Here is a 26,992-nt window from a genome sequence, read left to right on the forward strand (position 1 = left end):
AACTCGTGCTCGTCCTCGCGGCCGGCGCGGCAGCCCTCGCCATCGTCGGGGCAGGCCGGTTCTCCATCGACGCCCTGGTCTTCGGCCGCAGCCAGAACCGCACCATCGCAGCCCTGGCCTAAGCAGCAGGCAGCCTCAAGACAAAGCACGGCGCCCGGAACCCGCACAAACGGGTGCCGGGCGCCGTTCTTGGTTACCGACTCGATCGGATGATTCTGAGCGTGTCCTCCTTGCACCATGTGGAGCCGTGAAATGAGGCATGGAGGGATTTGGCTAAACTGCCTGGGCTCCTTTGATCGCCTGCATGACGCGGTCTGTTACCTCGTCGATGCCGCCGATGCCGTCAACTTGGGTCAGGATGCCGCGCTCGGCATACTTGGCCACAACGGCCTCGGTCTGCTCGTGGTACAGGTCCAGCCGGTGGCGGATTACAGCTTCGTTGTCGTCGCTCCGGACGGGCTCCTTGGCACGGCCGAGGAGCCGGTGGACGAGTTCTTCGTCGTCGGCAGTGAGCTGCAGGACGACGTCGAGCTTCTCTTCACTGTTGGCGAGGATCCCGTCGAGGTAGTCCACCTGCGCCGTGGTGCGCGGGTAACCGTCCAGGAGGAAGCCGCCTTCGACGTCGGACTCGCTGAGGCGGTCACGGACCATCTTGTTGGTGACGCTGTCCGGAACAAAGTCCCCGTTGTCCATGTACTTCTTCGCCTCGATACCAAGCGGCGTTTCGCCCTTGACGTTGGCGCGGAAGATGTCGCCGGTGGAAATGGCCACGACGCCGAGGCGCTCGGAAATGCATTCTGCTTGCGTGCCTTTTCCCGAGCCGGGAGGTCCAATAATTAGAATTTTCGTCATCGCAAAAGCCCTTCGTAGTGACGTTGCCGCGGCTGCGCCCTGGAGCTGCTAAATCCATTTCGGTGCCGAGGGCACCTCGGGCAACCCGAGCGGTGCCCCGGTCGCACTATTTGGAGCGCCGGCTGTGCCTGTTGCGGTGACGCCGTCTGTTCCGCGGCCTGTTGCCCAGCGGACCACGCCGGCAAGTGTTCCGGAGACCACCAGGGGTGCCTCGGGGCCGTCGCTGCCGAACTCCAGTTCCGGTTGCTGGTCCGTGACCCGAACCAGCAACCCGGTGTCGGTGCCGCGGGTTGCCCAGGCGGAGGTGATGTCCGTGAGCAGGCGTGTCAGGACCGGGACCGGGATGTCGGTGAATGTGGCGCCGTTGTCCAGGTCAACGGCGTGGGTCCAGACTTCGCGGGTGCGCATCCACACGGTTTCTTCGGCCGGGACGGTCCGGCCCTGGGCTGTTTTGACCTTGTGGAGCCATGCCTCGGCGGGCAGGTCGCGCCATTCCACGTTCAGGTGCACCGCTGAGTGGTCAAAGAGGTGCCGCAACGCAATCGGCGGCAGGGTTGCCCCGAAATTGATTTCGTGGTCCCGGATCTCGGGGGAGGCGTACATGGGTGTTTCCACCCCGGTGGCCGCCCACTCAATGAGCCGTGCGATGGCCCGGGCGTTGTAGCCGATGTGCGCGGTCACGTGGCGGCGGGTCCAGTCCGGCAGCAGCGAGGGCCCGTCGAGGTCCGCGTCCGAGAGCTCGTTGAGCTTTCGTGCGAAGAACGCGGTCCCGCGGCGCGCCTGCAGCAGCGATTCGAGCAGCTGCGGGTCCGTCGTTTGGTCGTGGCGTGCGACCATCAGGATTCCTTGACCACGCGGTTGTTCAGCTGGCCGAGGCCTTCGATGGTGGTGACCAGGATCTGGCCTTCCTGCAGGTAACGCTTGGGGTCCTGGGCGTGGCCCACACCGCCCGGGGTACCTGTTGCAATGACGTCGCCCGGGTTCAGCGTGATGATGGTGGAGATATAGGAGACCAGGAACTCCGGGGTGAAGACGACGTCGTTGGTGGGCGTGGACTGCTGGATCTCGCCGTCGACCGCGGTGGTCATGAGGCCGCCGCTGAACTCGTCCTTGGTGACTAGGGCCGGTCCGAACGGGGTGGACTTTTCCCAGGTCTTGCCCTGCAGCCACTGTATGGTGCGGAACTGGTAGTCGCGCATCGACACGTCGTTCAGCACGGCGTAACCGGCGATGTGGGCGGGCGCGTCGGCTTCGGAAATCCGGCGTCCCTTCTTCCCGATGACGACGGCGAGTTCGGACTCCCAGTCCACCGTGTCGGATTCCTGCGGGAGGGCCAGGTCATCGTCCGGGCCGATCAGGCATTCGGCGTACTTGGCGAACAGCGTGGGGTACTCGGGGACTTCCCGGCCCATTTCCTTGATGTGGTTGCGGTAATTGTGGCCCACACAGATGATCTTGCCCGGTGCGGGAACAACGGCGTCCAGGTCAGCGCCCTCGACCGGGTGGGTGGCGCCTGTGGCAGCGGCGGCGATGGACTCCCAGGAGGGGTCCTTCAGCAGGGCTCCGACGTCGGAGAACCCTTCAATTTCGGTCAGCGTGTCGCCGTCCTGGCGGACAGCCTTGGTGCCGTTTTCAGTGCGGAGGGTGAGGAGTCTCATGCGTTCTTGCGTCCTTCGGTGTAGGTGCGGTTAAAATTCAGCCGTTCAAAAATGGGGGCGTCGCTGAAGCGGAACAGGTCAAACCCGGTCTCGGCCTGCAGGGACCATTCGGCCCAGGACGGGACCACGAACAGGTCGCCCTTTTCCAGGTTCCGGGTCTCGCCGTTCAGCACAACACTGCCACGGCCTTCGAAGACCTGCCAGACGCTGGAGCCCACCTCGCGCAGGGCCTCGGTGGAGGCGCCGTCACGGAAGCGATGGAATTCGGCCCGGATGGTGGGCATCACGTCCCCGCCGGTCGTCGGGTTGGTGAAACGCACGGCGGCGTGGCCCTGGGACACGGTGGCCGGGTGGCCCTCGTCCTCCAGGAGTAGCTGCTCGGTCAGGGCGCGGTCGGTGTATTCCCACCGGTACGCCGCGATGGGGGAGCTGGTGGTGTCATCCAGGCCCGAGAGCGGGCGCAGGCCCGGGTGGGCCCAGAGCCGCTCGGAGCGGGAGATGTGCGGGGTGGCCTCGTCCGTGACGCGCTCGGTGCCGAACTCGAAGAACCCGGCGTCGGCGTAATGCACGAACGGGATGTCCAGCCCGTCGATCCAGGCCATCGGCTCATCCGTGTCGTTGTGGTGGCCGTGGAAGTTCCAGCCCGGGGTCAGCAGGAAATCTCCACGCGACATCCGGACCGGGTCACCGTTCACGACGGTCCAGACGCCCTCGCCCTCGACGACGAACCGGAAGGCGTTCTGGGAGTGGCGGTGTTCCGGCGCGGTCTCCCGGGCGCCCAGGTACTGGATCGCGGCCCACAGCGTCGGGGTGGCGTACGGGGTGTTGCCCAGCCCCGGGTTGGCGAGGGCAATGGCGCGGCGTTCCCCGCCGCGGCCCACCGGCACCAGATCGCCCGCGCGGGCAGCCAGCGGGTACAGGTCGCTCCAGCGCCACACATGCGGCACGGCTTTAGGCGACGGAACCATCGGCATGAGATCCCCGATCTGCGTCCACAACGGAATCAGGTTCTCGGTCTGGAAATCCGTGTACAGCTCTTTGAGCTGGGCAGCCTCTTCTGCGGTCGGTTCCGGAACAGGCTGGTTGGCGGCAACGGAGGCATGCGTAAGATTCTCGGTCATGACAGTCCTAATTTCCTTGGGAGCCGGCAGCCGCCAGGCGTTCGGCGATGTCGGCGCGGAGGTCCTTTTTGTTGATTTTTCCCACTTTGGTGGTGGGTAGTTCGTCTACGACGACGAGATGTTCAGGGATTTTGAAGGCTGCCACGCCGGTGCGGCGCAGCAGGTCCTGGATCTGTTCGAGGGTGACTTCGGTCCCGGGTTTGACCGTGATGTAGAGGCAGAGCCGTTCCCCGAGGACCTGGTCCGGCATCGCGATCGCAGCCGCCATGGTGACGTCTTCGATCCGGTAGACCAGGCTTTCGATCTCTTCGGCGGAGATCTTTTCGCCGCCTCGGTTGATCATGTCCTTGTCGCGTCCCTGGACAATCAGGTTTCGGTCGGGGCGGCGCTCTACGATGTCCCCGCTGGCGTACCAGCCGTCCGGGGTGAAGGCACGGGCGTTCGCTTCGGGCGCGCGGTAATAGCCGCGTGGGGTATAGGGACCGCGGGTCAGGATGGATCCGGGGACACCGTCGGGGAGGTCCTTACCGGACTCGTCCACAATCCGGACTTCGTCGGCTTCGGAGACGGGGCGGCCCTGTGTGGTGCAGATGACGTCTTCGGGGTCGTTCAGCCGGGTGGTGTTGATGAGTCCCTCGGCCATGCCGAACACCTGCTGCAGCGTGGCGCCTAGGACGGGCTTGACCTTCCGGGCGATTTCGTCCGGCAGCCGGGAGCCGCCCACCTGGAGGACCTCGAGGGTGGCGAGTTGGCTGCTGCCGGTTTCCTGCTGGTATTCGATCCACCGCTGGGCCACGGCCGGGACTGCGGTCGAAAGTGTCACTCCCTCACGTTCGATTGCGGCGAAGGCTTTGCGTGGTTCGGGGCTAGGCAGCATTATCACTCGGCCGCCGGCGAACAGGATGCCGAGGATTCCGGGGCAGGCCAGCGGGAAGTTGTGGCTGGCGGGAAGGGTCCCGAGGTAAACGGTGTCCTCGGTGACGGCGGTGGGGATGGAGCAGGCCTTGATGTTGTAGGCGTAGTCGTTGTGGGTCCTGGTGATGAGCTTGGGCAGGCCGGTGGTGCCGCCGGAGAGCAGGAACAGTGCGGGTGAGTCCGGTGAAGGAGCGGCGGCGTCCAGCCGTGCCCGGGTAGCCGAGACGTCCTTTAGTGGTGCCAAAATCTCCTCGAGCCGTACGTTGAGTGGCTTTGCCGTACCGGAAACGAGGATGATCTCCAGAGCAGGAATGGATGCCGCAAGTTCTTCGGCCATGGCCTGGTGATCAAAGTCCTTGATGACATCCGGGACGGCGATGGCCCGGGACTCAGAGAGCTCCGTCAGGAAGGACAGTTCGTATTGCCGGTGTGCCGGCAGCGCCATGACCGGGATGATGCCGGCGCGGAAGCATGCCAGGGTCAGCAGCGCGAACTGCCAGCCGTTGGGCAGCTGGACCATGATGCGGTCGTCCGCTTTCAGCCCCAACTGGAGGAGGCGTTCGGCGGCGGCATCCATTCTGTTGGCAAGTTCGGCGTATGTGAGCCGCACGTCACCGTCGACGATTGCGATCTTGTGAGGCAACCGGTCGGCTGTTTCGAGGATGTAGCTGCCCAGGGCGCGGTCCTCCCAGTAGCCTTTGGCGCGGAACTCCGCGGCCAGGTCGGCTGGCCAGGGGGTGGTGCCCTCGCTGGTGTGGCTTGTCATTTCTTGTCCTCCTCGACATTGATAACTACGGCATCGAGCGCCACGAGTCCGTGGTGGGTCAGGCGCAGGGGATTGATTTCGATCTCAGCGATGGCGTCATTGGAGACGAGGGCATCGCCGAGTTTGATCAAAACGCCAGCCAGTTCCGTTGTATCCAGCATTGGCCCGGAGCGGAAGCCATACAAGAGTTCGCGGGCTTGCAGATCGTTGGGCATGCCCTCTGCTGCCTGGTCCGAGAGGGGAGCGGAACGGATGGCGATATCGGCGAAGACCTCGGCCGCGGTGCCTCCCAAACCAAGAACCACGATCGGTCCAAACACGGGGTCACGGCGAACACCGACAACCAGGTCCACCCCGGACGGGGCCATGGCTTCGATCAGGAACTCGCGGGCTCCGGCGGCCTCAAGGCCGTCCAGGGCGCGGTCCATGGCCTCGGCGGAGTTGACCCCGAGGTGCACGCCGCCGATCTCGGTCTTGTGCAGGACGGCGGCATCGAGCAGCTTTACGGCGACAGGTGTCGCCAGTTCAGCCAGCGCCTCATGGGCAGCAGCACGGGTGCTGCAGCGGCGCCGAGCGGGCGTGGCGATGCCAAGGGCGCCGAGGAGCTCCTTGGCACGGTTCTCATCCCACGGTCCGTTCAGGTCCGGCCACGTGAAGTGACGCTGAGCTGACACGGCGCGGACGAACTGTCCCCGGGAGTCGTTCACGAGGGCGGTGAGGCCATGGGCCAGCGATGTTGGTCCCGAAATCAAAGGCAGCTCATGTTGTTGAGCTGACTTCCGTGCGCGTTCGAGGTCGCCTTCGGGCCCGTCCACACCGATCACGAAGGGCATCGTGCCGGCCACGCCGGAATTGGCGACGGCGAGTGGCAGGTCCGCTACGGGTTCGGTCAGCCCGTAAACGGCGACGACGTCAATGGCCGGGTCGTTGGCCACGGCCGCAACGATTTTCTCGTATCCGGGTCCCGGCCGGCCCGTGTCAACGGGGTTGGCCTGAAAGGTCAAAGGTGGCAGCAACGTGCCGATGATGTCCTGGCTGTGCTGCGCCAAACGCGGCAGCGTCACGCCCGCGCTGTGGAGGGCATCGGCGATCAGCAGGCCCGGTCCGGCCTGTCCGGTGATGAGACCGACTCCTGGGTCTGCAGCCGGCGCTAGCCGGCGCCCCGCCAGCGCGGTGACAGCAGCAACCAGCTGGTTCTCGTCGTCGACGATCACTGCGCCTGCCTGCTTGAGGACAGCACGTGTGGTGCGCCAGGAGGTGGCCAGCGCTCCGGTGTGGGACTGTGCAAACTCGGAGACATCGTTGCGGCCAACCACCAGAGCGACAACAGGTTTGACCGCACTGAGGCGCGAGACGGCGTCGATGAGGGCAGGCCCGTCTGACACCGTTTCCAAGTGGAGTGCTACAGCCTTTGTTTGTTCGTCAGTGATCAGGTAGTCGAGGACGTCGGGTGCGGTGATGTCCGTGCCTGCACCTATGCCGACGGCGAGGCTGACTCCGGCGCCGGAGCGCTGGAGGTGGAATGCCAGGACGTGGTTCACACCGCCGCTGGCCGCGACGACTGCCACCGAACCCGGTTCCAGTTCGGCGACGCCGGGCACGAAGCTGGCGCGCAGGTTGCGGTGGGGAACGAAGAAGCCGGACGTGTTCGGGCCGAGCAGCCGGATGCCGGTGTCACGGACAGCAGCCTCCACCTGGTGTGCGAATTCGACGCCGGGACCGCCGGCTTCGGCGAAACCGCCGGCGCAAACCAATGCGGCCCTGGCGCCATTGGCAGCGCTGTCACGCAGCGCTTGGGCAGTGGCGGCGGCAGGAACGCAGAGGACTGCCAGGTCGGGGCCGCCGGGGATGGCGGCTGCGGCGGCAGCGATGCTGGTGTGCATGCCGTTTTCGCCGCGGCTGTTCACGAGTTCCACGGGACCCGGGTAGTTAGAGAGTGATTGCGCCATGACTGCGCCGAGCTTCTCGGGGCTGGAGGAGGCGCCAACGACGATGATGCCGCTCGGGGCGAACAGGGGAGTCAGGCTATGCATCGGTGGCCTCCACGTTTGCGGTGGCAACAGCGTCAGCTCGGCCGGAGAGCACCAGTGTCAGGTTCGATGCCGGTCCGCGGTCATCGACGATGACAGTTGTGAGGCCGCGTCCAAGCCGGGCTTCCTCCGAAAGGAGGATGCGGGTGAATGGATTGCCGCCTTGGATGACAACGGCGGCAGCCTGGGCTGGCAATTGTGCAAAGGCAGTTGCCAAGTCCTCTTCAGTATCCGGTGCGGTCAGAAGCAGTCCTGTGGTGGCGTCGGCCGAGTCCGAGTCGGTGACCAGGGCGATACTGCCCCCTGTGCCGGTCAGGACGATCTGGCCATCCTGCTGGGTCAGAGAGAGTAAGCGCCCGCCGAACCGGATTGATCCGGCGTCGAGTGGTGTTTCCAGTGGTGTGTGGGCATGCCGGGCCAGCCAGTCCTGCTCCGTGGACGCAACCAGATCCGGGTCACGCTGGCGGATCTTGTCGATGTCGATGCTGCGGGAGAAGAAGTGGAAGGTGAACTGGGTGGGGGCGAAGGAGTCGTAGTACCTACCGAAGTGTTCCCACCAGCTCAGTCCACCGCGTGCCTGGTTCTGGATTTTGGCAACCTGCGGCTGGCGCTCGGCTTCATAGTTGGTGAAGGCAGCTTCGAGATCGTCCTGGTGGGCTGCGACTTCCCGGACGAGGGTGATGGCGTCTTCCATGGCCATTTTGGTGCCGGACCCTACGGAGAAGTGCGCGGTGTGCACGGCGTCGCCGAGCAGGACGACGTTGCCCTTGTGCCAGGACTGGGTCCTGCGGGTGCGGAAGTTCGCCCACCGGGAGCTGTTGGCCACCAGCGGCTCACCGGCAATGTCCTCGGCGAAAAGCTTTTCGAGGAACCGCTGCGTCTTCAAATCCGACGGGCCCGGCGGCTGGCTGACATCGAATTCGTCCAGGCCGGCCCGGCGCCACGTTTCCTCATCGGTTTCGACAATGAAGGTGCTCAGGTCCTTACTGATCGGGTAGCCGTGGACAGCGAAGTTGCCGAACTCGCTCTTCCGGTGGAGGAAGGTCATGCCCTTGAATTTGTGGCTGGTGCCAAACCAGATGAATTTGGCCGCGGCCGTCTCGGCTGTGTGGCCCAGGCCTTCGCCGAGTTGTTCGCGGGTCGATGAGTTGGCGCCATCTGCGCCGACGATCAGGTCAAAGTCTGCGAGCTGTGACAGGTCCGGCACATACTGGCCAAACCGCATGTCCACACCCGCTTCCGCTGCCCGTTCCTGCATCAGCTGCAGGAGGGTCTTTCGGTAGATGGCGGCCATACCGTTGCCTGCAAAGGACTTCCGCTCACCCTTGAGCCAGACTTCGATGTCGTCCCAGTGCGTGCCGTGGTCCCGGAGTCCGTCCCGGACAACAGAATCGGCATCATTGATCCGATTCAGTGTTGCGTCGGAGAAGACCACGCCGAAGCCGAAGGCGTCCGTGGCCTGGTTCCGTTCAAAGAGTACGACGTCGGCGTCGGGAACGGTTTGCTTGAACAGGGTTGAGAAGAACAGTCCGCCGGGACCGCCGCCAATGCAGGCTACGCGAAGTGCCATCGATGCCACCTTCTAGTGTTTGGAAAATCGGTGAGAAAGGTCTCACTGCAATTATGTAACCAATCTGCGCTGAACGTCAACTATTTGTTACATGTTTCTCAATGGCCGGCGGGGGTCGTGTCTACGACGCTACCTCCTGGCCCTGCCCCACGGACTGGCCGATGATGCTGGAGATGAATTCCGTGGCTGCGGGCCCGAGCTGGCGGTGCACGGCACCGAACAGGGTGTAGGCCTCACTGCTGGGCCAGCTATCGGGCTGCAGTTCGCGGGGCAGGTAAGGATCACGGAACGGGAAGCGGCGGAAGTCGCCGATGACATGCATCCGTTCGATGAGGGCCGTCCGACCGTCCTTGTCCGCATTTACACCCTCGTTATCCAGAGCGGCGTAGTTGTGGATGAAGTGCCGGTAGTCGGCGCCCAGCTGATCCAAATCCCAGCAGCGGGCGGCGAGCCCCCTGTCCTCCTGCAGGTCGCCGGTTCCGCACCAAAGCGCATCCACCTTGGCCAGCGGGTTCTCGGCGGCGATTTCGCGGACCTCGGAGATGAGGTCGTGTGGGCTCAGCCAGGTTGATGGCGACAGCTGGCCAAACCCGTGCCATGCGAGTTGCTTTCGGAGCTGTTCACGGACGGCACGTTCGGCTTCTGGGACTTGGTAGATGGCCATGGTCCAGCGCCCCTGCCAGGTCTCGTCCCGACGTCGGAAGATCCGCTCTCGCCCCTCGTTGAGGATCTCAAGCATGTGGGGAGTCAGTGAGTAGACCGTTTCCCGCCCGATGCGCCTCGTAGTGAACCACCCCTCTTTGCGTAGGCGGGAAAGGTTGACGCGGACTGTGGCTGCTTCGATGTCAAAGACCGCTAGGAGTTCCGTGATGTCGGCAAGCCGAACCTCGCTGCCGGCATATCGAAGGTAGTCGCCGAACAGGTCCAGGATCAGGGCTCTTGGTTTCCACTGCATAAGACTCCTCTAAGTGTCAGCTGGGTGAGTCATGCATCCCTAAACGTGCAACACGTCTATTGACGAACGACATTTTCATGTTACATTCGATTGTGGGTCAGATCACAGACGGTCACCCACCTATCTCTGGCACATCACAACGTTGTGTATATCACCTGGAGCCCCTAATGACGTTCCCCCAATCATCATCGTCGGCCCGCCCGCGCAAGTCGCCCGCCGTCGTCATCTTTTTGTGTTTCCTTGCCATCGTCTTCGACGGCTATGACCTCGTTGTCTATGGCGCCATTGTTCCCAAGCTCCTGGCTTACGAGCCCTGGGGCCTGACGCCGGTGGAGACCGGTGCCATCGGCAGCTACGCCTTGGCTGGCATGTTTATTGGCGCCATCCTCATCGGATACCTCACCGACATCGTCGGCCGCCGGAAGGTCATGATGGTTTCCATCGCGGCCTTCTCTTCGCTGATGCTCTTGACCGCCTGGGCGCCGACCCCTGAACTCTTTGGTTTGTTCCGCTTCCTGGCAGGCCTCGGACTCGGTGGTGTCATCCCGACGGCCATCGCACTTACCGTGGAGTTCTCAAAGTCGAACCGACGCAACTTCAATAACGCCCTGATGTTCTCCGGCTACGCTGTCGGAGGCATTCTCGCCGCACTTCTTGCTCTCGCGTTCCTGCCGTCGCTGGGATTCCAGGGCATGCTCGCCTTGGGCGGTATTCCACTCGTCACCGTTGTCCCGCTGCTGTTCAAATACCTTCCCGAGTCCCCGGCCTTCCTCGCAGCGAAAGGTGACCGGGCCAACGCGGAACGCATCGTCGCCGAATACGGGCTGGACCTGCTGCCGCCGGCACGGGTTCACACCGACGCCCCCGAACCCGGCCGTTTCCGCACGCTCCTGACTGGACGCCTGCTTGGCGCAATGATCCTGTTCTGCCTGGCCGGAATCTGTGGCCAAACGCTCGTATACGGGCTGAACACCTGGCTGCCACAGCTCATGATCATCGCCAAGTACTCTCTGGCTTCTTCGCTGACATTCCTCCTCACCGTCAACATTGGAGCCGTCGTAGGTGTTCTGGTGTCCTCCCGTCTGGCTGACCGGTTCGGTCCCCGCCGGGTAACGGCCGTCGCCTTTGCCAGCTCCGGAATCGCCCTTGTCCTGATGGGAACAGGCATCATGCCTCTCGTGGCCATGTACGCCCTGGTGGCAGTTGTCGGCTTCGGATCAGTGGGAGCGCAAATACTGGTAAACGGCTTCGTTGCCACGTACTTCTCCGGCGCAACCCGAGCCACCGCCCTCGGAATCACGCTGGGCGTGGGGCGGATCGGCGCAGTACTGGCGATCTCCGGTGGTGGCGTCCTCGTGGCAGCTGCACTCGGCAACTTCATCAACTTCTCCGTGTGGGCCATCGCCGCCGGCATTGGCGTAGTAGCCGTTCTGACCGTACCGGGCCTACCCGACGCGGCAACGCGGGGAACTACTACTGGCGAGACCCCCGCGACTGATACGACCAGCAACAATACCCATCACTAAGAACCAAATAGCCGACCACACCGATGCCGGCCGGACCGGCATCAACTAAGGAGACCCCCTTGCAAACGCAACTCATCATTGACAACCAGGCTCGTGCCGGCCGCGAAGGCAAGACTTTTGAGCGGCGGCACCCGGTGACAGGCGCACTCGTGACCGAGAGCGCTGCAGCAGATGTGAATGACGCACTCGATGCTGTTGAATCTGCCTCGAAGGCATTTGCCACATGGTCCACCACCGGTCCCAGCGAACGACGCGCCGTGATGCTGAAGGCCGCCGAGATCATGGAGCGACGCGGCCCGGAGTTCATCGAAACGATGATGGCGGAAGTTGGTGCGGCACAGCTCTGGGCCGGATTCAATGTGTTCCTCACGGCGCAGCTGTTCCGCGAAGCCGCTGGACTTGCCACCCAGATTCAGGGTGAGACGCTTCCGACGGACAAGCCGGGCACACTCTCGATGACTGTGCGCCAGCCCGCCGGCGTGGTCCTCAGCATGGCACCCTGGAACGGGGCCGGCGTGCTCGCAGCCCGGGCCCTTGCCTATCCCATCGTTTGCGGCAACACGGTGGTCTTCCGAGCCTCGGAAACCAGCCCACGGACCCACGCAATCATTGCGGAGGTCTTGCACGAGGCCGGCGTACCCGCCGGTGTCCTGAACTTCCTGACAAGCACCGCTGAGGACTCTGACCGGGTGGTGGAAGCGATCATCGCGCATCCGGCGGTTCGCCGAATCAACTTCACCGGATCCACAGCAGTAGGACGCATCATTGCCGAAAAGGCTGCCCGCTACCTCAAGCCCGTACTTCTTGAACTCGGCGGCAAGGCACCGTTCGTCGTCCTCGATGACGCCGACATCGACGGCGCCGTCAATGCGGCTGTCTTCGGATCATTCCTCTACCAGGGCCAGATCTGCATGTCCACCGAACGGTTCGTAGTTGATGAGAGTGTTGCCGACGAATTTGTCGCGAAGTTCGCGGCACGCGCGGCGCAGCTGAGCGCCGGAGACCCCTTCACGGACGAGACCTGCATCGTCGGACCCATGATCCGCGAAGAGTCTGGCGCACGCATCAACGCACTCATCGATGACGCACTGGCCAAAGGTGCTGAGCTTGTAGTCGGTGACCGTGCCAACGGTGCTGCAATGCCTGCCACGATCATCGACAAGGTAAGCCCGGAAATGTCTATCTACGACCAGGAAACCTTCGGACCCATCACCACGGTAGTCCGCGTCTCTGGCATCGAAGAGGCGGTCCAGGTGGCAAATGACACCGAATACGGCCTTGCCGCCGCCGTTTTCGGCGCTGACAGCACCCGGGCCTTGCAGGTTGCCATGCGAATTCAGGCAGGACACGTCCATGTCAACGGGGCAACCGTCCAGAACGAGGCCCAGGCTCCATACGGCGGCATGAAGAACAGCGGCTACGGCAGGTTCGATGGCAGGGCCGTCATCAACGAGTTCACGGAACTGAAGTGGATCACCGTGGAGCAGTCCGACCAGCAGTACCCGTTCTGAATCAACAGCCGACGTATCCGAACAGGAAAAACATGACCATGCAGGTAACCGCAGCAGTAGCCCGTGAGCCGCGGCAGCCGCTCACGATTGAAAAACTTGAGCTGGACGATCTCCGCCCGAATGAAGTGCTCGTAAGGATGGTGGCCACTGGCGTGTGCCACACGGACGCCATCGTCCGAGATCAGGTCTATCCGACACCCTTGCCCGCCGTCCTTGGACACGAAGGGGCAGGAATTGTGGAGCAGATAGGGTCTTCCGTCACAACGGTGCAGCCGGGCGACCATGTACTGCTCGCGGCCGCATATTGCGGAAAATGTGACCGCTGCCGATCCGGCGAGATGGCGTACTGCGAGAACCTCTTCGCGGCAGACTTCGGCGGCAGGAGGCCTGACGGAAGCACGGCACTGAGCAAGGACGGCGAAGTGGTTTCCTCCCACTTCTTCGGTCAGTCGTCATTCGCCACATACGCCAACGTCGTCGAGGAAAGCGTCGTTCGGGTCGGTTCCGACGTCCCGCTCGAGGTTGTTGCACCCTTGGGTTGCGGCATCCAGACCGGAGCCGGTGCGGTGCTCAACGAACTTAAGCCGGCGTTGAACAGTACGCTCGTGGTCATCGGCACCGGAGCCGTAGGATCCGGTGCCATCATGGCCGGCGGGGTGGCAGGGTGCGCACGCATCATTGCAGTGGACATCCACACCTCCCGGCTGGATCTCGCCAAGGAACTCGGAGCGACGGACGTCATCAACACGCAGGAAGCGGACCTCACGGACGAGATCCTTCGTCTGACGGATGGCCGCGGCGCCGATTACGTGATCGACACAACGGCCCGTCCGGAACTGCTCCGCAAAGCGGCCGATGCTCTTGCCCTCCGTGGAACCTTGGCCTTGGTAGGCGCCGCAAAACCCGGGACAGAGGTGTCCTTCGAAATCGGCCTCTCCCTGGTTAAGGGCTGGACGTTCAAGACCGTGATCCAAGGCAGCTCAGTGCCCCAAGTATTCATTCCCAAGCTCATCGAGTTGTGGAAGGAAGGCCGTTTCCCCATGGACAAGCTGATGCGCAACTACGCCTTGAGTGAGATCAACCAGGGCTTCGAGGACTCCGCCAATGGAACGGTCGTCAAGCCTGTCATTGTCTTCTAGCAGTCTGGTAGTCACCTGACGGCGAGGATTCGTGAACCTCACGCAGGAAGAGGACGACGGCGGGTGCGTACCCGCCGTCGTCCTCTTCCTGTGTCCGGGGGCTGTCGCCCGGTTGAACTACTTGGTGACCAAGAGGCCAGTGTCCCAGTTGAAATCGGCGAACTCGGGGTTTGCCTGCATGGTCATGAGCACGAACTGGAAGCCCTCGAGTTCCCTTGCGCGTTTGAGTGGACCGACGACGAGCGGGCGCATGCCGCCGCCGCTGACGAGGTTGCTGACGGCCGCGTTGGCACCCGCATTGTCTCCGGCGATGAAGACATCCAGTGGCTGTCCACCTGACTCGCCGGCAACCAGGGTGCCCGCAAAGGTCGTGTTGAAGGCCTTCACGACGTTCGAACCTGCCGGCGTGAGTTGGGCGATTTCTTCGGCGGCTGAGTTGCCGGGTTCCACAACGAGGGAATCGAAGGTATCGAAGTTCACGGGGTTGGTGATGTCCACGATGGTCTTGCCGGCCAAAGCTTCGCCATAGGCGCTGACGACCGACTTGGCGGCGTCGAAGGGCACGGCCAACACCACGATGTCACCCTGGGGGGCATCGTCCGTCGTGCCGAAGGTGACGCCGGTGCCAAGCTCGGTGGCAAGCTTCCGCGCTTTGGTCGCGTCTTGTCCGAGGATCTCAATCGTGTGGCCGCCGGCGAGGGCGCGGGTGGCAATGCCACGAGCCATGGTGCCGTTTCCAATGATTGTCAGGTTCGTCATGTGGTTCTTCTTTCCGAATACGCGGGCAAGGAGGTTTTTCATCGGATTCTGTTCTTCTGGAGGATCGATACTTGAAGCTACAATTAAATATAGGGCAGGAAAGTTGAAGCGTCAAGTATCTTGCTGGGCCGATTGCCTGGCCATTTGCTCAGGGTGTCTAGTCCGTACCTGCGTCGAAAGCCAGCAGTTCACTGACCCGCATGATGGCTGCGCGCCTGCGTTCCTCGTCCGGCTCGCCGGTAATAACGAGATGAACGTTCGGGGTCGATATCCAGGCATGGCACAGAGTGACGATTGTCAGCAGGAGGTCCTCAGCACCGGCTTCGCTTATTGCGGGGAGCGCGGCACGGATCTCGGATACCTTGTTCGACGAATGGAGGGCCCGGCCCTCGGCGCCGACAGGATGGCCCCGTTCGAGACCCTCCCAGAAAGTTAGTCGTGCGAGACTTGGCCGGCTTCTGGAAAAGTCAAAGTAGCGGCCCGCAAAATCGGCAATGGCTTCGGGGCCTGAGCCGATGACGGGAAGGTCGTCCAAGGCGGTGACGAGTTGGTGCGTCAATGCCGCTTCGAAGAGTTGGGTCTTGCCGCCGAAATAGAAGTAGATCCGTTCGCGATTACACGCTGAGTTCTGGGAGATCTGATGGATGCGTGCACCGGAGAAGCCGCGTTCTGAAAACTCGGCAATAGCTGCATCAAGGATCTTCTTTCGTGTCGCGTCAGTGTCCCAGGCCATGCCGCCATTTTATCTCCAACCGTTCGTTTGCATTTGCACGGCCGTGCTCAGTAATATCAACTCCAACCAAACGTTTGGAGATTGAGTGGAGCACGACGGCAAGGCGCTGCTTGCAGCGGACGAAATCGACGTGCATCATCACAGGGGCGTCGGTATGGCATCCGTGCATGTGAGGGCCGTCGTGACCTGGTTGGCGATATTTCCGCTGGCGGCCACGGGGATGTGCGCGCTGGGAGCATTGGTTCCGCAGTGGCATCCGGTCCTGCGAGCGTTCGTACTGACCCTTGTGGTGGTCCCCACTGCCGTGTACCTCGCGGTGCCGCGCCTCTTGTTGCTCCAGACCCAGATAGGACGGGCGACGCGCACCAGAGCGCAGCGCCGCGCGAAACGCAATTAGCGGCTTCGCGACTCTCGGGGCGCTTCGGCACCCCGGCCAACATAAGAAGGAGATTGCCGTGCAGATAACTGCCGCTGTCGCGCGCAAGCAGGGCGCGCCATTCACGATTGAACAGCTTGAACTGGACGCCCTGAGGTCCAACGAAGTCAGGGTCCGCATGGTTGCGACCGGGATCTGCCACACGGACACTCTCGTTCGCGATGGAATCTATCCCACCCCGCTGCCCGCCGTTCTCGGCCACGAGGGGGCCGGCATCGTCGAGGAGGTCGGCGACTCGGTTGTCTCGGTGGTGCCGGGCGACCATGTGGTGTTGGCAGCCGCATACTGCGGCCATTGCAAGCGCTGCCGGAACGGCCAGATGTCTTACTGTGAGAACCTGATGGCTGCCGATTTCGGCGGCCGCCGTCTGGACGGTGCCACCGCACTGAGTAAGGACGGCGAGGCCATTTCGTCCCACTTCTTTGGCCAGTCATCCTTCGCCACCCACGCAAACGTGGTCGAAGAATCCATAGTCCGCGTTGACAAGGATGTCCCTCTTGAGCACCTGGGTCCACTCGGTTGTGGCATCAACACGGGTGCAGGCACCGTCCTCAATGAGCTCCGGCCTGAAATCGGGTCTTCGCTTGCCGTTTTCGGCACGGGCGCTGTCGGCTGCGCCGCAGTCATGGCGGCACGGGTGGCAGATTGTGCCACCATCATCGCCGTCGATATTCACGACGCCCGCCTGGAGCTCGCCCGCGAGCTCGGTGCCACTCACGTCATAAACTCAAAGACGGAAAATCTGGCGGATCGGCTCCGAGAAATCACAGCTGACGCCGGAGTTGACTATGTGGTGGACACTACTGGCATTCCTGCGCTCCTCCGTCAGGCAGCCGATTCACTGGGCGTTCGCGGAACGGTCGCTCTGGTTGGCGCGGCAAAGCCTGGTACTGAGGTCAGTTTCGAGATCGGCGCCTCGCTTGTGAAAGGTTGGACCTTCAAAACCGTGGTCCAGGGCAGCTCCGTCCCACAGGTCTTTATTCCACGGCTGATCCAGCTGTGGAAAGAGGGCCGTTTTCCCTTCGAGAAGCTCGTCAATGACTACGTTCTTGACGATATCAACCAAGGCTTCGAAGATTCCAAGAGCGGGAAGACGATCAAGCCGGTCATCGTCTTCTAGCCAGCGGGACGCCCCCCTCGCTCAGCAAGCTTTGCCGCGTGAGGGGGTTGTACCCCGCGGGGTCACTTTTGCCGGTAGACGTCGATTACGCTGGAAGCGTCGCGGGCTGCGAGCCCCAAGGCAACAGCGCGTTCCAGGACGGCGACAGTCGCTGTTGCCATCTTGCCTTCAAAGCCAATCCGCTCTGCCGTCTCGCCCACCAGGGCTGCGTCCTTTAGGAAGATGTCTACGCGTGCCGCGATGTCAGCGGTGTTCGTGTCGAGCATTCGGGGGCCGTAATTTTCCAGCATCCAGGATCCTCCGGCGCCTCCCCTTACCGCGTCGAAGACCTTGCCGGTATCGAGGCCGAGCCGTTCGGCGAAGGCGAGGGCTTCAGCGGCTACTACCAGTTGGCTGGTGGCCAGGAGCTGGTTGACGATCTTGTAGGACTGCCCGTCGCCGACATTGGGCCCGGAAAAGACCACCTTCCCCATCGTCTCCAGCACGGGTCGTATTTGCTCGATGGCGTCCGGGTCTCCGGCGGCAAAAAGGGTCAGGGTTCCGGCAACTGCCCCCGGGATTCCTCCGGTAACCGGGACATCCAGCAGCACGGGGCCTCCGGCTGGGCGTTCGGCCGCCAGCTTCTGCATGGCGTCGGGGCCTAGGGTGGAGAGGACGACGACGACGGCTCCGGGGTCCGCCGTAGCGTAGACGCCATCAGGTCCGTTCAGGACCGCTACGGCCTGCTGTGCCGTCGCCACCATGACCAGCACGATATCGGCGGGGGAGGTTGCAGCCAATGATTCTGACGTCTGGAGTCCGTGCGAGCGGGCTTCCGCGAGACGCTCAGCTGACGTATCCACGGCTGTTACGGCGCCTGCTGCGGCGGCTCGCACGGCCATGGGGAGGCCGATGGCACCGGCGCCAATGAAGGTGATCTGGGGGGTGCTCATGCCAAGCATCCTTTCGTGTGGTGGGAACGCGCAGGAAGCGTGACCGGGCATCAAAGCCCGGTCACGCCTCATGGTTTTACGCGCCCGTGAGGGATTGAATCTGAGTGACCGTGGTGAAGATGGCAACCCCTGAGTAGAAGAGGACTGCAATGCCCAGGGCTGCGATGCGCGGGCGATTGATGCGGACTACTTTGTGCAGGCGGCGGTTCAGCCGGATGAGGAGTGCGCAGTAAACCACCATGACCCCGCAGTTGAGGATTGCAGCCATGGCCAGAAGGGTGATGGGCTGGGTGACGCCCACACTGAGGATGATGACGCCGAGCACGATCATGGTCCATACGCATGTGCTGTAGATTTTTGCTTCGGTCCAGAACTTGTGGTCACGAAGGTAGCTGACAGCAAGAACGTCGGCGACAACACGGGCCACGATATCCACCACTGCCAGATTCGCGAACATCAACGCAACGGTGCCGATGAGCAGATAGAACGTCTGCAGCGGGCCGCCGAACTGCTCACCGATGATGTTGGCCTGTACCTGAATGAACGACAGGTCGCCCTTGCCTTGGTAGCTACCAACGGGCATCAGCCGGTAGGCGAGAAGCGAGAAGATCACGATGGTGAACAGGCCGATGACGAAGAAGGACCAGAACTGTTCGGTCTTCGCATTCTTCCACCAAATCTTCCAGTGCCCCTCACTCTCCGGGGTGATTTCAAACTGCGTCCCCGTGGCAGAGCCGGCTTCTTCGTGGCCCGTGATCGGCGAGACAATTCGCGGTGCATGGGCTCCCATGCCCCAGCCTTTATCTCGGATGTAGTTGCTGACGGTCAGATTGAGCGCGCCCCCGCCACCGGCGAAGACCATAGCCGTGACAAGGAATGCTGCCGGGATGCCCTCGGGCATGCGCCCGGCACTCTGGACAGCCGCCGCGGGCAGCGCGGCCCACGGTTCCCAGCCGATGACGAACAGGATAATCACGACGGCGAAGACCAGGATCGCGATGACCTTCAGGAACTCGATCTTCTCCACCGTCTTATAGACGATCGGCGAGAGGGTAAGTACTAGCCCGATGATGACGAGGCCGCCGACAGCGATCCATTGGACACTTCCCTGCCCGCCGGCGGTGAAGGTCACCATGGTGGCAGCGCTGCTCATCCAGCCCGGCCAGGCGAATGGAACTACGGTCATGATGACAAACAGCGGAGCCCAGCCGCGCCAGAGTCGCGTGAATCCGGTAACGGCTGTTTCGCCCGTGGCGAGTGTGTAGCGTGCTACCTCAGTGTTGATGAAGTACTGAAGACCCAGCCCGACTGCTGCGGCCCAAAGGAAGGTCAGCCCAACCTGGCTGGTGATGTAAGGGTGGGAAATGTATTCGCCCGATCCGATGCCGACGGCTACCAGGATGATGCCCGGGCCGAGCATTTTACGGAGTCCGACGGGCTTGGGCAGCTCTGCCCAGCGCAGGGCCGGAAGCCGGCCCATTTTCTCACGGCCAGCGGAACCGGAGGCTTCTTTGCCCTCCAGCCCCTTGGCTGCTTGGGGATCATTCAATTTCATGGCCTTGGCTCATTCTCGTCGAGGTGTCCTATAGCGCGTTCGCTGTTGCCGGCATTGGCGGCAGCGTCGCTGTGGCGGGTGGAGCGCTGCTTGCTGCCGCATCCGGCATGGATGCCGGGTGTGACCTTCGTAACAGCTCCTACGAGAAGGCTACGGACCTCCAGCTATCTAACACAAATACCAATGGGCGATCATTCAATTAGAAATCTAGATATATCGAGTGCGGGCTGGTGGGGATAGCGCTAAGCGACAGGCCCTGGGAGAACCTCGTCGAAAACTTCAAGGACGCGGGCCAGGGCCGGTGATGCGTTGTCAGTGCGCCACGCGATGGCGGCATGAAGCCAGATTGGTTCCCCGGCAATCGGCAGATATGTCACACCGGTGGGTTGAACATGTTGCACGGATGTAAGTGTCAGAGTGGCACCTGCACCGGCCGCCACGAGGGCAAGAATCGTGTAGGAATCTGGAGCCTCCTGCACGATCCTCGGTGTGATCCCCACTCGTGCGCAGGACTCGAGCAAGGCGGCCCGCAGAGAGGAGCCTCCTTCGGCCGGAAAACTGATGAACGGGTCGTCGGCAAGCTGCTCAAGTGAGACTTCCTTTTCCCGCGCGAGTGGGTGCGAAGAGGGGAGGGCGCAGATAAGTCGCTCGTGTTCGACTATTCGGTAACTGACGTCAGGGTGGTTGATTGGGAGTCGGACGAAGCCCATGTCAAGACGGCCGCTGACCACCTGGTCCAAGGCTGCGTAGGCGTAGACCTGCCCCTGCAGTACAAAATCGATGCCGGGATAACGTCGCCGAACCTCCTGGGCCAGCGGCGGTAGGATCTTGCTGCTTGAAGCCCCCGCGAAACCCAGGCGAACGCGGCCCGATTCACCGGCCGTGAGCGAGTGCGCGGCCGCCTTCGCCAGTTCGACATCGGCGAGGACCCTGCGGGCCGGGCCGAGGAGTCTCTCGCCGGCGTCCGTGAGCGTAACAGAGCGCGTATTCCTATTAAAAAGCTTGATCTTGAGTTGCTTTTCCAGTTGTTGGATCCGGTAGCTGAGCGGAGGCTGCGCAATTTGCAGCCGTTCAGCCGCACGGCTGAAATGCAGTTCTTCGGCCACGGCGACGAACGCCTCGAGTTCCTTGAATTCCACTGCCTACCCCTCGTTGTGGTTGTCGGTCGTAAGAGGCCACGCGGCGTGCGCGGCGGTCGCGTCACCGGTCGATATATCTAAAGCATAGATAACGTCGACCCTTATTGGTATTGGACGTCAAATAAGTTCGTTTGGGAAGGTAGAGCAACAGGACGCGACGTTCCCTGCGTATCGAAGGAGTTCCAAGTTGACCATGCCAGCGTCGACCACGCTGCCAGTGGGGGCTTCCCCCGGCAGGACCAAAAACAAAGCGCTCTCCATGCAGGAAGCGATTGCCCGGTTCGTCCACGACGGCGACGTCGTGGCAATTGAGGGCTTTACGCACGCGATACCTACGGCCGCTGGCCATGAGATCATCCGCCAGCGCCGGAAGAATCTGACGCTGGTCCGCATGACCGCGGATATCGTGGTGGATCAAATGCTGGCCGGCGGATGCATCAGCACACTTGTGTCCTCGTTCGTCGGCAACTCCTCGGCCGGATCCCTGGGGGAGCTGCGCCGACGCGTGGAACGGTCGGAGCCCGCCCCGCTCGATTACCAGGAATATAGCCACTACGGAATGATCTGCCGCTACCTGGCCGGGGCGCAACGATTACCGTTCTACCCTCTCCGGTCCTATTTCGGATCCGACCTTCCCAGCATCCAGAAAGGCATGCGCAAGGTCAGCTCGCCCTATCCCGATGAGGACGGGCTGTACGAAGAGATCTACGTCGTGCCTCCTATCAATCCGGACGTCACCATCGTGCATGCCCAGCGGGCTGACCGGTCAGGAAACACACAGATGTGGGGCCTGACAGGAATTCAGGCCGAAGCAGTCTTCGCGGCCAAACGCGCCATAGTCGTCGTTGAGGAGATCGTTGACGACGACGTGATTAGGGCGGACCCGAACCGAACCGTGATTCCGGCACTCGCCGTGGATGCTGTTGTTGAATGCCCCGGGGCCACCCATCCGTCCTTTTCACAGGGGTACTCCGACCGGGACAACGACTTTTACCGTTCATGGTCAGGCATCAGCGCCGACCCGGTCAGCCTGTCAAGATGGATGGAGGAGTGGATATACGGGACCAAAGATCACGCAGAGTATCTGGCCAAGCTTGGCGAGGGCGCGTTAGCCCGGCTCCGCGTCGGACAGGCCCTGAGCGGTCAGGTCAACTATGGAACACGGCTAGAGTCGGCCGACAGCGCCGGAGACAACACTAAGGAAGCGCAATGACCTCATTGGCCCCCGACATAAGCATCAGCGCCACCGAGCTGCTCACTGTCGTCGCCTCGAGAGAACTGGCAGGCCGCAACACGGTCTTCGCCGGAATCGGGCTCCCAACTCTTGCAGTATCGCTGGCGAGCATGACCTCCGCCCCTGATCTCGAAATCGTCTACGAGTCCGGTGTCTGTGGGGCCCATCCCTCCCACCTTCCTGAAACGATTGCAGACGCCGTCCTCATTACGGGAGCTGAGGCAGTTCTTTCAATGCCGGTCCTGTTCGGCTACGTCCTCCAAGGCGGCCACATCGACGTCGGTTTCCTTGGCGCAGCGCAGATCGACAAGTGGGGCAACCTGAATTCTTCTGTGATCGGGCCTTGGGAGAAGCCCAAGGTGAGGCTGCCCGGATCGGGCGGAGCCGTTGAAGTGGCTGCTAATTCCAAGGAAGTCTTCGTCGTGATGCGCCGTCATGATGCCCGCACCTTTGTGGAGCAGTTGGACTTCTGCACCTCGCCAGGGCCGGACCGTGCACTTGCTGAGGGCGGCCGGGTCAGGGGAGCAGGCGTGACGAAGGTCATCACGGAGCTCGGAATCCTTACGCGTTCGGGTGTGCATGATGAGCTACAGCTGTCGGCCGTCCATGAAGGTATTTCCGTTCAGCAGGTCCGCGAGAATACCGGATGGGACCTTAAAGTCTCCAACGACCTCAGGGTCACTCCTCAACCCACAGCCGAAGAACTCCGGCTGCTGCGTTATGAAATCGACCCGCGCAGGGTCTACCTCCGCTGACAGCCACAGAGAGAACATCACGGACATGAAGATTGAACGCATAGAGGCAATTCCCTACGAGATCCCTTACGTCAGGCCGTTAAAGTTTGCCAGTGGCGAAGTCACGACGGCAGACCACGTCCTGCTGCGGATCCACACCGATACCGGGATCATCGGCCAGACGGACATTCCGCCCCGGCCCTACACATACGGCGAGACGCAGGCTTCCATCGTCGCTGTCATCAACGGCATATTCGCCCCCGCACTGACTGGGTTGGATCCGTTTCGCCGCCAGTTGGTCCAACAGGTGCTTCGACGGACGGTTCACAACAACACGGCCAAGGGCGGAATCGACATCGCCCTCTGGGACATCATCGGCCAGGCTACGGGCAGCTCAGTTTGGAGCCTCCTGGGGGGCTTTGCCCCCTCTATGCGGGTCAGCCATATGCTCGGCTTCAAAGAGCCCGAGGTGCTACTCGAAGAAGCCCAGCGCTTCGGTGAGGACTACGGCATCACCACCTTCAAACTCAAAGTGGGCAGGCGCCCGCTGGCCCTCGACGTCGAAGCGTGCCATGTACTGCGCGAGGGGCTGGGCGAGGACGTGGAACTCTATCTGGACGCCAACCGCGGTTGGACTGCCAACGAAGCAATTGAAGTTCTGCGCCGTACTGAGGGCCTCGGCCTGAGTTTCCTCGAGGAGCCCTGCGACGCCAAGGAAGCAATGGGCCGCCGTCGGCTGGTGGAGATGTCAGCGATCCCGATCGTGGGTGATGAAAGCGTGCCGACTGCAGGGGATGCTTCACGTGAGCTGCTCTCCGGTGGCTGCAACGGCCTCTGCATCAAGACTGCACGGACCGGTTTCACTGAGTCCCAAGAAATACTGGGACTGGCCACCGGACTCGGTGTAGACGTCTACATGGGCAACCAGATCGACACTCAGATCGGGACCATCGCCACAGTGGTGTTCGGCGCTGCGTATGAGGCCACAAGTCGCCGTGCAGGAGAGCTTTCGAACTTCCTCGACATGGCCGACGATCTCCTGGCCGATCCACTCGTCATCCGGGAAGGCCGGATACACGTACCGGAGGGTGCCGGCGTTGGAGCGAGGATCGACGAGGAAAAGCTCGCCTTCTACCGCGTCGACGGCGCCCCGGCCTCATAATCGGTAAGTCCTAGAAGAATGGTTCAACACAATGACGTCCCTTAGTGCTCCCGAGACAGAATCGTTCCATGTAATCGGCACAATGCGCGCCGTGGTCAAGGCAAAGCCCGAACGCGGTGCCAATTTCGTCAGCGCCTATCCCGAACGGCGAATTTCCGTGGATGAGGTAAGAATTCAGATCGCAGCAGCCTCGGTCTGCGGAACCGATCGCGAGCTCTACGAGTACTCACCCATGGCGCAGGCGTTTAACCTCGACATCCCGGTAGTGCTGGGGCACGAGTGCGCTGGCACAATCATTGAAGTCGGATCCGCCGTTGACTCTCTGACTATCGGGGACACGGTGGCGCTCGAATCCCACGTCGCCTGCTGGGACTGCTACCCGTGTCGTAACGGAAACGCCCACAACTGCCTCAACATGAAATTGCTTGGACTGCACCTGGACGGCGGCTTCGCCGAACGGCTTGTCGTCCCGGCCACGGCCTGCTTCAAGTTGCCCCAGGATTTTCCCCTTGAACAGGCCGCCCTCTTGGAACCGGCTGGGGTAGCCATGCACGCCATCCAGCGATCAAAAGTTGACCTCGCCGGAGCTGATGTGGTGATCAGCGGTGGAGGCCCAGTGGGCCTGTTCATAGCTGCGATCGCCCGCGCGCTGGGCGCAGGCAACGTGGTGGTTGTTGAACCGAACGCCTACCGCAGGGGCCTGATCGCAGAACTGGGGGCAACACCGCTTGCCCCCACGGACGATGTTATAGGCGCCTGCCGTGGGCTCTCAGGCGCCAAGTTCGGTTTCGATGTCGCCTTCGAAGCCTCCGGGGCCCCTGCAGCACTGCCGCCGCTCCTTGAAGCACTGCGTAAGGAGGCGACGATCGTCGCCGTCGGAATTCCGGGCCGTTCGATTGAGGTGGATGTCGCTGCCTACTTGATTAAGAAGGGCCTTACCTTCACCGGTAGCTTCGGCCGCGCTCTCTGGGGAACCTGGGAGAAGATTGCAGAGTTGGTGGCCAGCGGCAAACTGGACCTGTCCAAGTTCATCACTCATCGCCTTCCACTGTCTGCTCTCGACGAAGCCATCGAACTCCTGTCCGAGGAATCCTGCAAGGTCCTGCTCATCCCGGATTTACCTGACAGGGGCGATGCGACATCCATGAACGACGCGTGAACCATCAGGACGGCCTACCCAGTTACCACGACCTGTTGGGCCGCACTGACGCGCCACCGGGCAGCAGTTGGGGAATATTCGGCGCGAACGACGATCTCGGCACCCTCAACTTCCTGACTCCGGCGCGAAGGATCCGGGCCGCTGGCTTGGTCCGTGGCGGTCTAACCTACTCCCTTGACCTTCCCTTAGATGCCTTTCCATCGCCGCTAATTTCCCACCGCGGCTCCTTGCAGCACACTGTCTTCGGACTGAACGAGTTCCATCGGGACGACAGGATTGACAACCTTTTTCCGCAGGCAACGAGCCAGATAGACGGACTTCGCCATTTCGGTCACCCGGACTACGGCTTCTACAACGGCGCCGACCCAGAGAAATTGGTCGCCGGAGACCCGACCCTGGGAATCCAGCGCTATGCCGAACACGGCATCGTGGGCAGGGCTGTCTTGCTCGACGTCGGGCGGTACCTGGAGCATATTGGGGACCCCATCGATTACTCCCAGCCGCGGTCCGTACCGGTCCGCGTGCTGGAGGAAACAGCCCGGCATCAAGGGGTTGGCATCGAACCAGGCGATATCCTGATGCTGCGTTTCGGCTGGTTGGGCAATCGCCTCGACCAGATCAAGCGTGACGCCCAAACAGGGGTTGACACATTGTCCGGCGCCCCTCTCGTGTCAGTGGGTTTGGAACAGAGCCACGACACTGCTGCATGGTTTTGGGACAATCGTATAGCTCTCGCGGCCGCCGACAACGTCGCCTTGGAAGTCTGGCCGGCAAGTGCATCGGATCTCACTGTCCATGCCGACACGCGGGGGACATTGCCCGCGTCCTCACATACCGGCATGCTGCACCGGATCCTCATACCGTTGCTTGGCCTCGCTATTGGCGAACTCTGGCAGCTTGACGAACTGGCCGAGGCTTGCCAGGCCGACGGGCAGTATGACTGCATGGTCGCCGCAACGCCGCTCAGGTTGCCTGGTGGCGTTGGTTCGCCGTCCAACGCGGTCGCAATCCGGTGACCGCCCCGCAAACACAACTGAATGGAGAAGTACATGGAACTGCTGAAGAATCGCACAGCCGTGATAACAGGCGGTGCCAACGGCCTGGGACTGGCCACCGCGGTGGCGTTCGCGCGGGAAGGTGCGAATGTAGTCATCGGTGACCTTGACGCCGAGCAGGCCGCCAAAGCGGCAGCGGGCCTGGGTATTGGTGGCCGTGCCGTAGGGATTGGCTGCAACGTGACGTCAGCGGACGACGTCGACACTCTCGCGCGGACGGCGCGTGAAAGCTTCGGCGGACTCGACGTGTGGGTCAACAACGCAGGGTTCACCCGCGATGCCACCATGCGGAAGATGTCTGAAGAAGACTTCGACGCCGTCATATCCGTTCACCTCAAGGGAGCCTGGCTCGGCACCCGCGCCGCGGCGGGCATCATGCGTGAGCAGCCTAGCGGTGGATCGATCATCAACGTGTCCTCAATCTCCGGAAAGGTCGGGAATCCGGGCCAGACAAACTACAGCTCTGCCAAGGCCGGCATTGTGGGCCTGACCAAGGCCGCCGCCAAGGAAGTCGGCTTCGCCAACGTGAGAGTCAACGCTGTCCAGCCCGGAATCATCCGCACGGCCTTGATCGATTCTATGAAGCCTGAAGTACTCGAGGCACGCCTCTCCGAGGTGCCGCTCGCACGCTTTGGGGAACCGGAGGAAGTGGCCTCGGTAATCCTGTTCCTTGCGAGTGACCTGTCCAGCTATATGACGGGCACGGTGCTGGAGATCGCGGGCGGACGAAACATCTAATTCGCGTTTCACGGCTCCAAGACAATAGGAAAGAAGAGGACCATTATGAATCAGGCTTTTGTGTACGACGCCGTGCGCACCCCGTTCGGTAAGTTCGGCTCCGGCCTTGCCGCCGTCCGCCCGGATGACCTTGCCGCCCACGTCATCACCGAATCCGTGAAGCGGGCCCCCGGGCTGGATCCCGAGCGGATTG

The 26,992-nt window shown here is 62.3% G+C and carries 24 protein-coding genes and 1 pseudogene; 12 read left to right on the top strand and 13 right to left on the bottom strand.

The features are described 5' to 3' along the window. Positions 1-273: 273 nt before the first annotated feature. From ACX80M_RS18950 to ACX80M_RS18985, 8 genes are all read right to left on the bottom strand, one after another. Positions 274-852, bottom strand: a complete 579-nt coding sequence (locus ACX80M_RS18950) for an adenylate kinase (RefSeq protein ID WP_459310159.1) — start codon at positions 850-852, stop codon at positions 274-276. A 48-nt stretch (positions 853-900) separates the two neighbouring features. After that, positions 901-1,689 (bottom strand): maleylpyruvate isomerase family mycothiol-dependent enzyme, encoded by a 789-nt coding sequence (locus tag ACX80M_RS18955; protein WP_459310160.1) that lies wholly within the window; start codon positions 1,687-1,689, stop codon positions 901-903. Beyond that, positions 1,689-2,510: a fumarylacetoacetate hydrolase family protein gene (locus ACX80M_RS18960; RefSeq protein WP_058929031.1), complete on the bottom strand. Its 822-nt coding sequence runs from the start codon at positions 2,508-2,510 to the stop codon at positions 1,689-1,691. Before ACX80M_RS18960 ends, ACX80M_RS18955 begins: the two co-directional genes overlap by 1 nt. Further along, positions 2,507-3,631 (bottom strand): cupin domain-containing protein, encoded by a 1,125-nt coding sequence (locus tag ACX80M_RS18965; RefSeq protein WP_459310161.1) that lies wholly within the window; start codon positions 3,629-3,631, stop codon positions 2,507-2,509. The genes ACX80M_RS18960 and ACX80M_RS18965 overlap by 4 nt, the downstream gene beginning before the upstream one ends. Positions 3,632-3,638: 7 nt before the next feature. Continuing rightward, on the bottom strand, positions 3,639-5,312 hold the full coding sequence (locus tag ACX80M_RS18970) for a (2,3-dihydroxybenzoyl)adenylate synthase (RefSeq protein ID WP_459310162.1): 1,674 nt from the start codon (positions 5,310-5,312) through the stop codon (positions 3,639-3,641). Then, the gene (locus tag ACX80M_RS18975) at positions 5,309-7,345 is read right to left on the bottom strand and encodes an acetate--CoA ligase family protein (RefSeq protein WP_058929028.1); all 2,037 of its coding nucleotides are present in this window, start codon (positions 7,343-7,345) and stop codon (positions 5,309-5,311) included. The genes ACX80M_RS18970 and ACX80M_RS18975 overlap by 4 nt, the downstream gene beginning before the upstream one ends. After that, positions 7,338-8,912, bottom strand: coding sequence for an FAD-dependent monooxygenase (locus ACX80M_RS18980; RefSeq protein ID WP_459310163.1), 1,575 nt, complete (start codon positions 8,910-8,912; stop codon positions 7,338-7,340). The genes ACX80M_RS18975 and ACX80M_RS18980 overlap by 8 nt, the downstream gene beginning before the upstream one ends. A 121-nt stretch (positions 8,913-9,033) precedes the next feature. Then, positions 9,034-9,867 (bottom strand): PaaX family transcriptional regulator, encoded by an 834-nt coding sequence (locus tag ACX80M_RS18985; protein WP_459310164.1) that lies wholly within the window; start codon positions 9,865-9,867, stop codon positions 9,034-9,036. 167 nt (positions 9,868-10,034) lie between these two features. On the opposite strand from ACX80M_RS18985, the gene ACX80M_RS18990 reads away from it, so the two are divergent. The 3 genes from ACX80M_RS18990 to ACX80M_RS19000 are packed head-to-tail and all read left to right on the top strand — an operon-like array spanning position 10,035 to position 14,043. Continuing rightward, the gene (locus ACX80M_RS18990) at positions 10,035-11,393 is read left to right on the top strand and encodes an MFS transporter (RefSeq protein ID WP_252603005.1); all 1,359 of its coding nucleotides are present in this window, start codon (positions 10,035-10,037) and stop codon (positions 11,391-11,393) included. A gap of 59 nt (positions 11,394-11,452) precedes the next feature. After that, positions 11,453-12,904 (top strand): aldehyde dehydrogenase, encoded by a 1,452-nt coding sequence (locus ACX80M_RS18995; RefSeq protein ID WP_252603003.1) that lies wholly within the window; start codon positions 11,453-11,455, stop codon positions 12,902-12,904. Between the two features lie 32 nt (positions 12,905-12,936). Beyond that, a complete protein-coding gene (locus ACX80M_RS19000; protein ID WP_459310165.1) occupies positions 12,937-14,043 on the top strand; it encodes an NAD(P)-dependent alcohol dehydrogenase in 1,107 nt (368 codons plus the stop codon). 117 nt (positions 14,044-14,160) lie between these two features. On the opposite strand, the gene ACX80M_RS19005 is transcribed toward ACX80M_RS19000, so the two are convergent. Together ACX80M_RS19005 and ACX80M_RS19010 are read right to left on the bottom strand one after the other, a co-directional pair. Then, positions 14,161-14,802, bottom strand: coding sequence for an NADPH-dependent F420 reductase (locus ACX80M_RS19005; RefSeq protein WP_058932670.1), 642 nt, complete (start codon positions 14,800-14,802; stop codon positions 14,161-14,163). Positions 14,803-14,959: 157 nt separating this feature from the next. After that, the gene (locus ACX80M_RS19010) at positions 14,960-15,535 is read right to left on the bottom strand and encodes a TetR/AcrR family transcriptional regulator (RefSeq protein WP_459310166.1); all 576 of its coding nucleotides are present in this window, start codon (positions 15,533-15,535) and stop codon (positions 14,960-14,962) included. Between the two features lie 85 nt (positions 15,536-15,620). Here ACX80M_RS19010 and ACX80M_RS19015 point away from each other — a divergent pair, with 85 nt between their 5' ends. Both ACX80M_RS19015 and ACX80M_RS19020 read left to right on the top strand, forming a co-directional pair. Next, positions 15,621-15,932, top strand: a complete 312-nt coding sequence (locus ACX80M_RS19015) for a hypothetical protein (RefSeq protein ID WP_459310167.1) — start codon at positions 15,621-15,623, stop codon at positions 15,930-15,932. Between the two features lie 58 nt (positions 15,933-15,990). Further along, positions 15,991-17,091, top strand: a complete 1,101-nt coding sequence (locus ACX80M_RS19020; RefSeq protein WP_459310168.1) for an NAD(P)-dependent alcohol dehydrogenase — start codon at positions 15,991-15,993, stop codon at positions 17,089-17,091. 62 nt (positions 17,092-17,153) lie between these two features. Here ACX80M_RS19020 and ACX80M_RS19025 read toward each other — a convergent pair whose 3' ends face one another. The 3 genes from ACX80M_RS19025 to ACX80M_RS19035 form a co-directional block, all read right to left on the bottom strand. After that, positions 17,154-18,023, bottom strand: coding sequence for an NAD(P)-dependent oxidoreductase (locus tag ACX80M_RS19025; protein WP_459310169.1), 870 nt, complete (start codon positions 18,021-18,023; stop codon positions 17,154-17,156). A gap of 76 nt (positions 18,024-18,099) precedes the next feature. Beyond that, on the bottom strand, positions 18,100-19,578 hold the full coding sequence (locus ACX80M_RS19030; protein ID WP_459310170.1) for an Nramp family divalent metal transporter: 1,479 nt from the start codon (positions 19,576-19,578) through the stop codon (positions 18,100-18,102). Positions 19,579-19,820: 242 nt separating this feature from the next. Then, the gene (locus ACX80M_RS19035; protein ID WP_459310171.1) at positions 19,821-20,717 is read right to left on the bottom strand and encodes a LysR family transcriptional regulator; all 897 of its coding nucleotides are present in this window, start codon (positions 20,715-20,717) and stop codon (positions 19,821-19,823) included. Between the two features lie 193 nt (positions 20,718-20,910). Here ACX80M_RS19035 and ACX80M_RS19040 point away from each other — a divergent pair, with 193 nt between their 5' ends. The 7 genes and pseudogenes from ACX80M_RS19040 to ACX80M_RS19070 form a co-directional block, all read left to right on the top strand. Then, positions 20,911-21,930 (top strand): CoA transferase subunit A, encoded by a 1,020-nt coding sequence (locus ACX80M_RS19040; RefSeq protein ID WP_104063589.1) that lies wholly within the window; start codon positions 20,911-20,913, stop codon positions 21,928-21,930. Continuing rightward, the gene (locus ACX80M_RS19045) at positions 21,927-22,706 is read left to right on the top strand and encodes a CoA-transferase subunit beta (protein WP_252602983.1); all 780 of its coding nucleotides are present in this window, start codon (positions 21,927-21,929) and stop codon (positions 22,704-22,706) included. The genes ACX80M_RS19040 and ACX80M_RS19045 overlap by 4 nt, the downstream gene beginning before the upstream one ends. Before the next feature lie 25 nt (positions 22,707-22,731). Continuing rightward, on the top strand, positions 22,732-23,847 hold the full coding sequence (locus tag ACX80M_RS19050; protein WP_459310172.1) for a mandelate racemase/muconate lactonizing enzyme family protein: 1,116 nt from the start codon (positions 22,732-22,734) through the stop codon (positions 23,845-23,847). 31 nt (positions 23,848-23,878) lie between these two features. After that, positions 23,879-25,006 carry a zinc-dependent alcohol dehydrogenase gene (locus ACX80M_RS19055; protein WP_459310173.1) on the top strand — a complete coding sequence of 376 codons (1,128 nt, stop codon included), beginning with the start codon at positions 23,879-23,881 and terminating at the stop codon, positions 25,004-25,006. Continuing rightward, positions 25,003-26,022: a cyclase family protein gene (locus ACX80M_RS19060; protein ID WP_459310174.1), complete on the top strand. Its 1,020-nt coding sequence runs from the start codon at positions 25,003-25,005 to the stop codon at positions 26,020-26,022. Before ACX80M_RS19055 ends, ACX80M_RS19060 begins: the two co-directional genes overlap by 4 nt. Positions 26,023-26,055: 33 nt before the next feature. Next, a complete protein-coding gene (gene fabG, locus ACX80M_RS19065) occupies positions 26,056-26,799 on the top strand; it encodes a 3-oxoacyl-ACP reductase FabG (protein ID WP_252602974.1) in 744 nt (247 codons plus the stop codon). A gap of 45 nt (positions 26,800-26,844) precedes the next feature. Then, positions 26,845-26,992 (top strand): annotated as a pseudogene (locus ACX80M_RS19070) (3-oxoadipyl-CoA thiolase); the annotation flags it as partial.

It is taken from the genome of Pseudarthrobacter sp. MDT1-22 (assembly GCF_054511035.1).

Excerpts from the sequence above, each read along its gene's own strand:
- ACX80M_RS18990 (WP_252603005.1), top strand. The coding sequence starts at position 10,035 with ATGACGTTCCCCCAATCATCATCGTCGGCCCGCCCGCGCAAGTCGCCC.
- ACX80M_RS18980 (WP_459310163.1), bottom strand. The coding sequence starts at position 8,912 with ATGGCACTTCGCGTAGCCTGCATTGGCGGCGGTCCCGGCGGACTGTTC.
- ACX80M_RS18950 (WP_459310159.1), bottom strand. The coding sequence starts at position 852 with ATGACGAAAATTCTAATTATTGGACCTCCCGGCTCGGGAAAAGGCACG.
- fabG (WP_252602974.1), top strand. The coding sequence starts at position 26,056 with ATGGAACTGCTGAAGAATCGCACAGCCGTGATAACAGGCGGTGCCAAC.
- ACX80M_RS18955 (WP_459310160.1), bottom strand. The coding sequence starts at position 1,689 with ATGGTCGCACGCCACGACCAAACGACGGACCCGCAGCTGCTCGAATCG.
- ACX80M_RS19030 (WP_459310170.1), bottom strand. The coding sequence starts at position 19,578 with ATGAAATTGAATGATCCCCAAGCAGCCAAGGGGCTGGAGGGCAAAGAA.
- ACX80M_RS18985 (WP_459310164.1), bottom strand. The coding sequence starts at position 9,867 with ATGCAGTGGAAACCAAGAGCCCTGATCCTGGACCTGTTCGGCGACTAC.
- ACX80M_RS18975 (WP_058929028.1), bottom strand. The coding sequence starts at position 7,345 with ATGCATAGCCTGACTCCCCTGTTCGCCCCGAGCGGCATCATCGTCGTT.
- ACX80M_RS19000 (WP_459310165.1), top strand. The coding sequence starts at position 12,937 with ATGACCATGCAGGTAACCGCAGCAGTAGCCCGTGAGCCGCGGCAGCCG.
- ACX80M_RS18965 (WP_459310161.1), bottom strand. The coding sequence starts at position 3,631 with ATGACCGAGAATCTTACGCATGCCTCCGTTGCCGCCAACCAGCCTGTT.
- ACX80M_RS18970 (WP_459310162.1), bottom strand. The coding sequence starts at position 5,312 with ATGACAAGCCACACCAGCGAGGGCACCACCCCCTGGCCAGCCGACCTG.
- ACX80M_RS19045 (WP_252602983.1), top strand. The coding sequence starts at position 21,927 with ATGACCTCATTGGCCCCCGACATAAGCATCAGCGCCACCGAGCTGCTC.
- ACX80M_RS19025 (WP_459310169.1), bottom strand. The coding sequence starts at position 18,023 with ATGAGCACCCCCCAGATCACCTTCATTGGCGCCGGTGCCATCGGCCTC.
- ACX80M_RS19050 (WP_459310172.1), top strand. The coding sequence starts at position 22,732 with ATGAAGATTGAACGCATAGAGGCAATTCCCTACGAGATCCCTTACGTC.
- ACX80M_RS19055 (WP_459310173.1), top strand. The coding sequence starts at position 23,879 with ATGACGTCCCTTAGTGCTCCCGAGACAGAATCGTTCCATGTAATCGGC.
- ACX80M_RS19040 (WP_104063589.1), top strand. The coding sequence starts at position 20,911 with ATGCCAGCGTCGACCACGCTGCCAGTGGGGGCTTCCCCCGGCAGGACC.
- ACX80M_RS18960 (WP_058929031.1), bottom strand. The coding sequence starts at position 2,510 with ATGAGACTCCTCACCCTCCGCACTGAAAACGGCACCAAGGCTGTCCGC.
- ACX80M_RS19010 (WP_459310166.1), bottom strand. The coding sequence starts at position 15,535 with ATGGCCTGGGACACTGACGCGACACGAAAGAAGATCCTTGATGCAGCT.
- ACX80M_RS19005 (WP_058932670.1), bottom strand. The coding sequence starts at position 14,802 with ATGACGAACCTGACAATCATTGGAAACGGCACCATGGCTCGTGGCATT.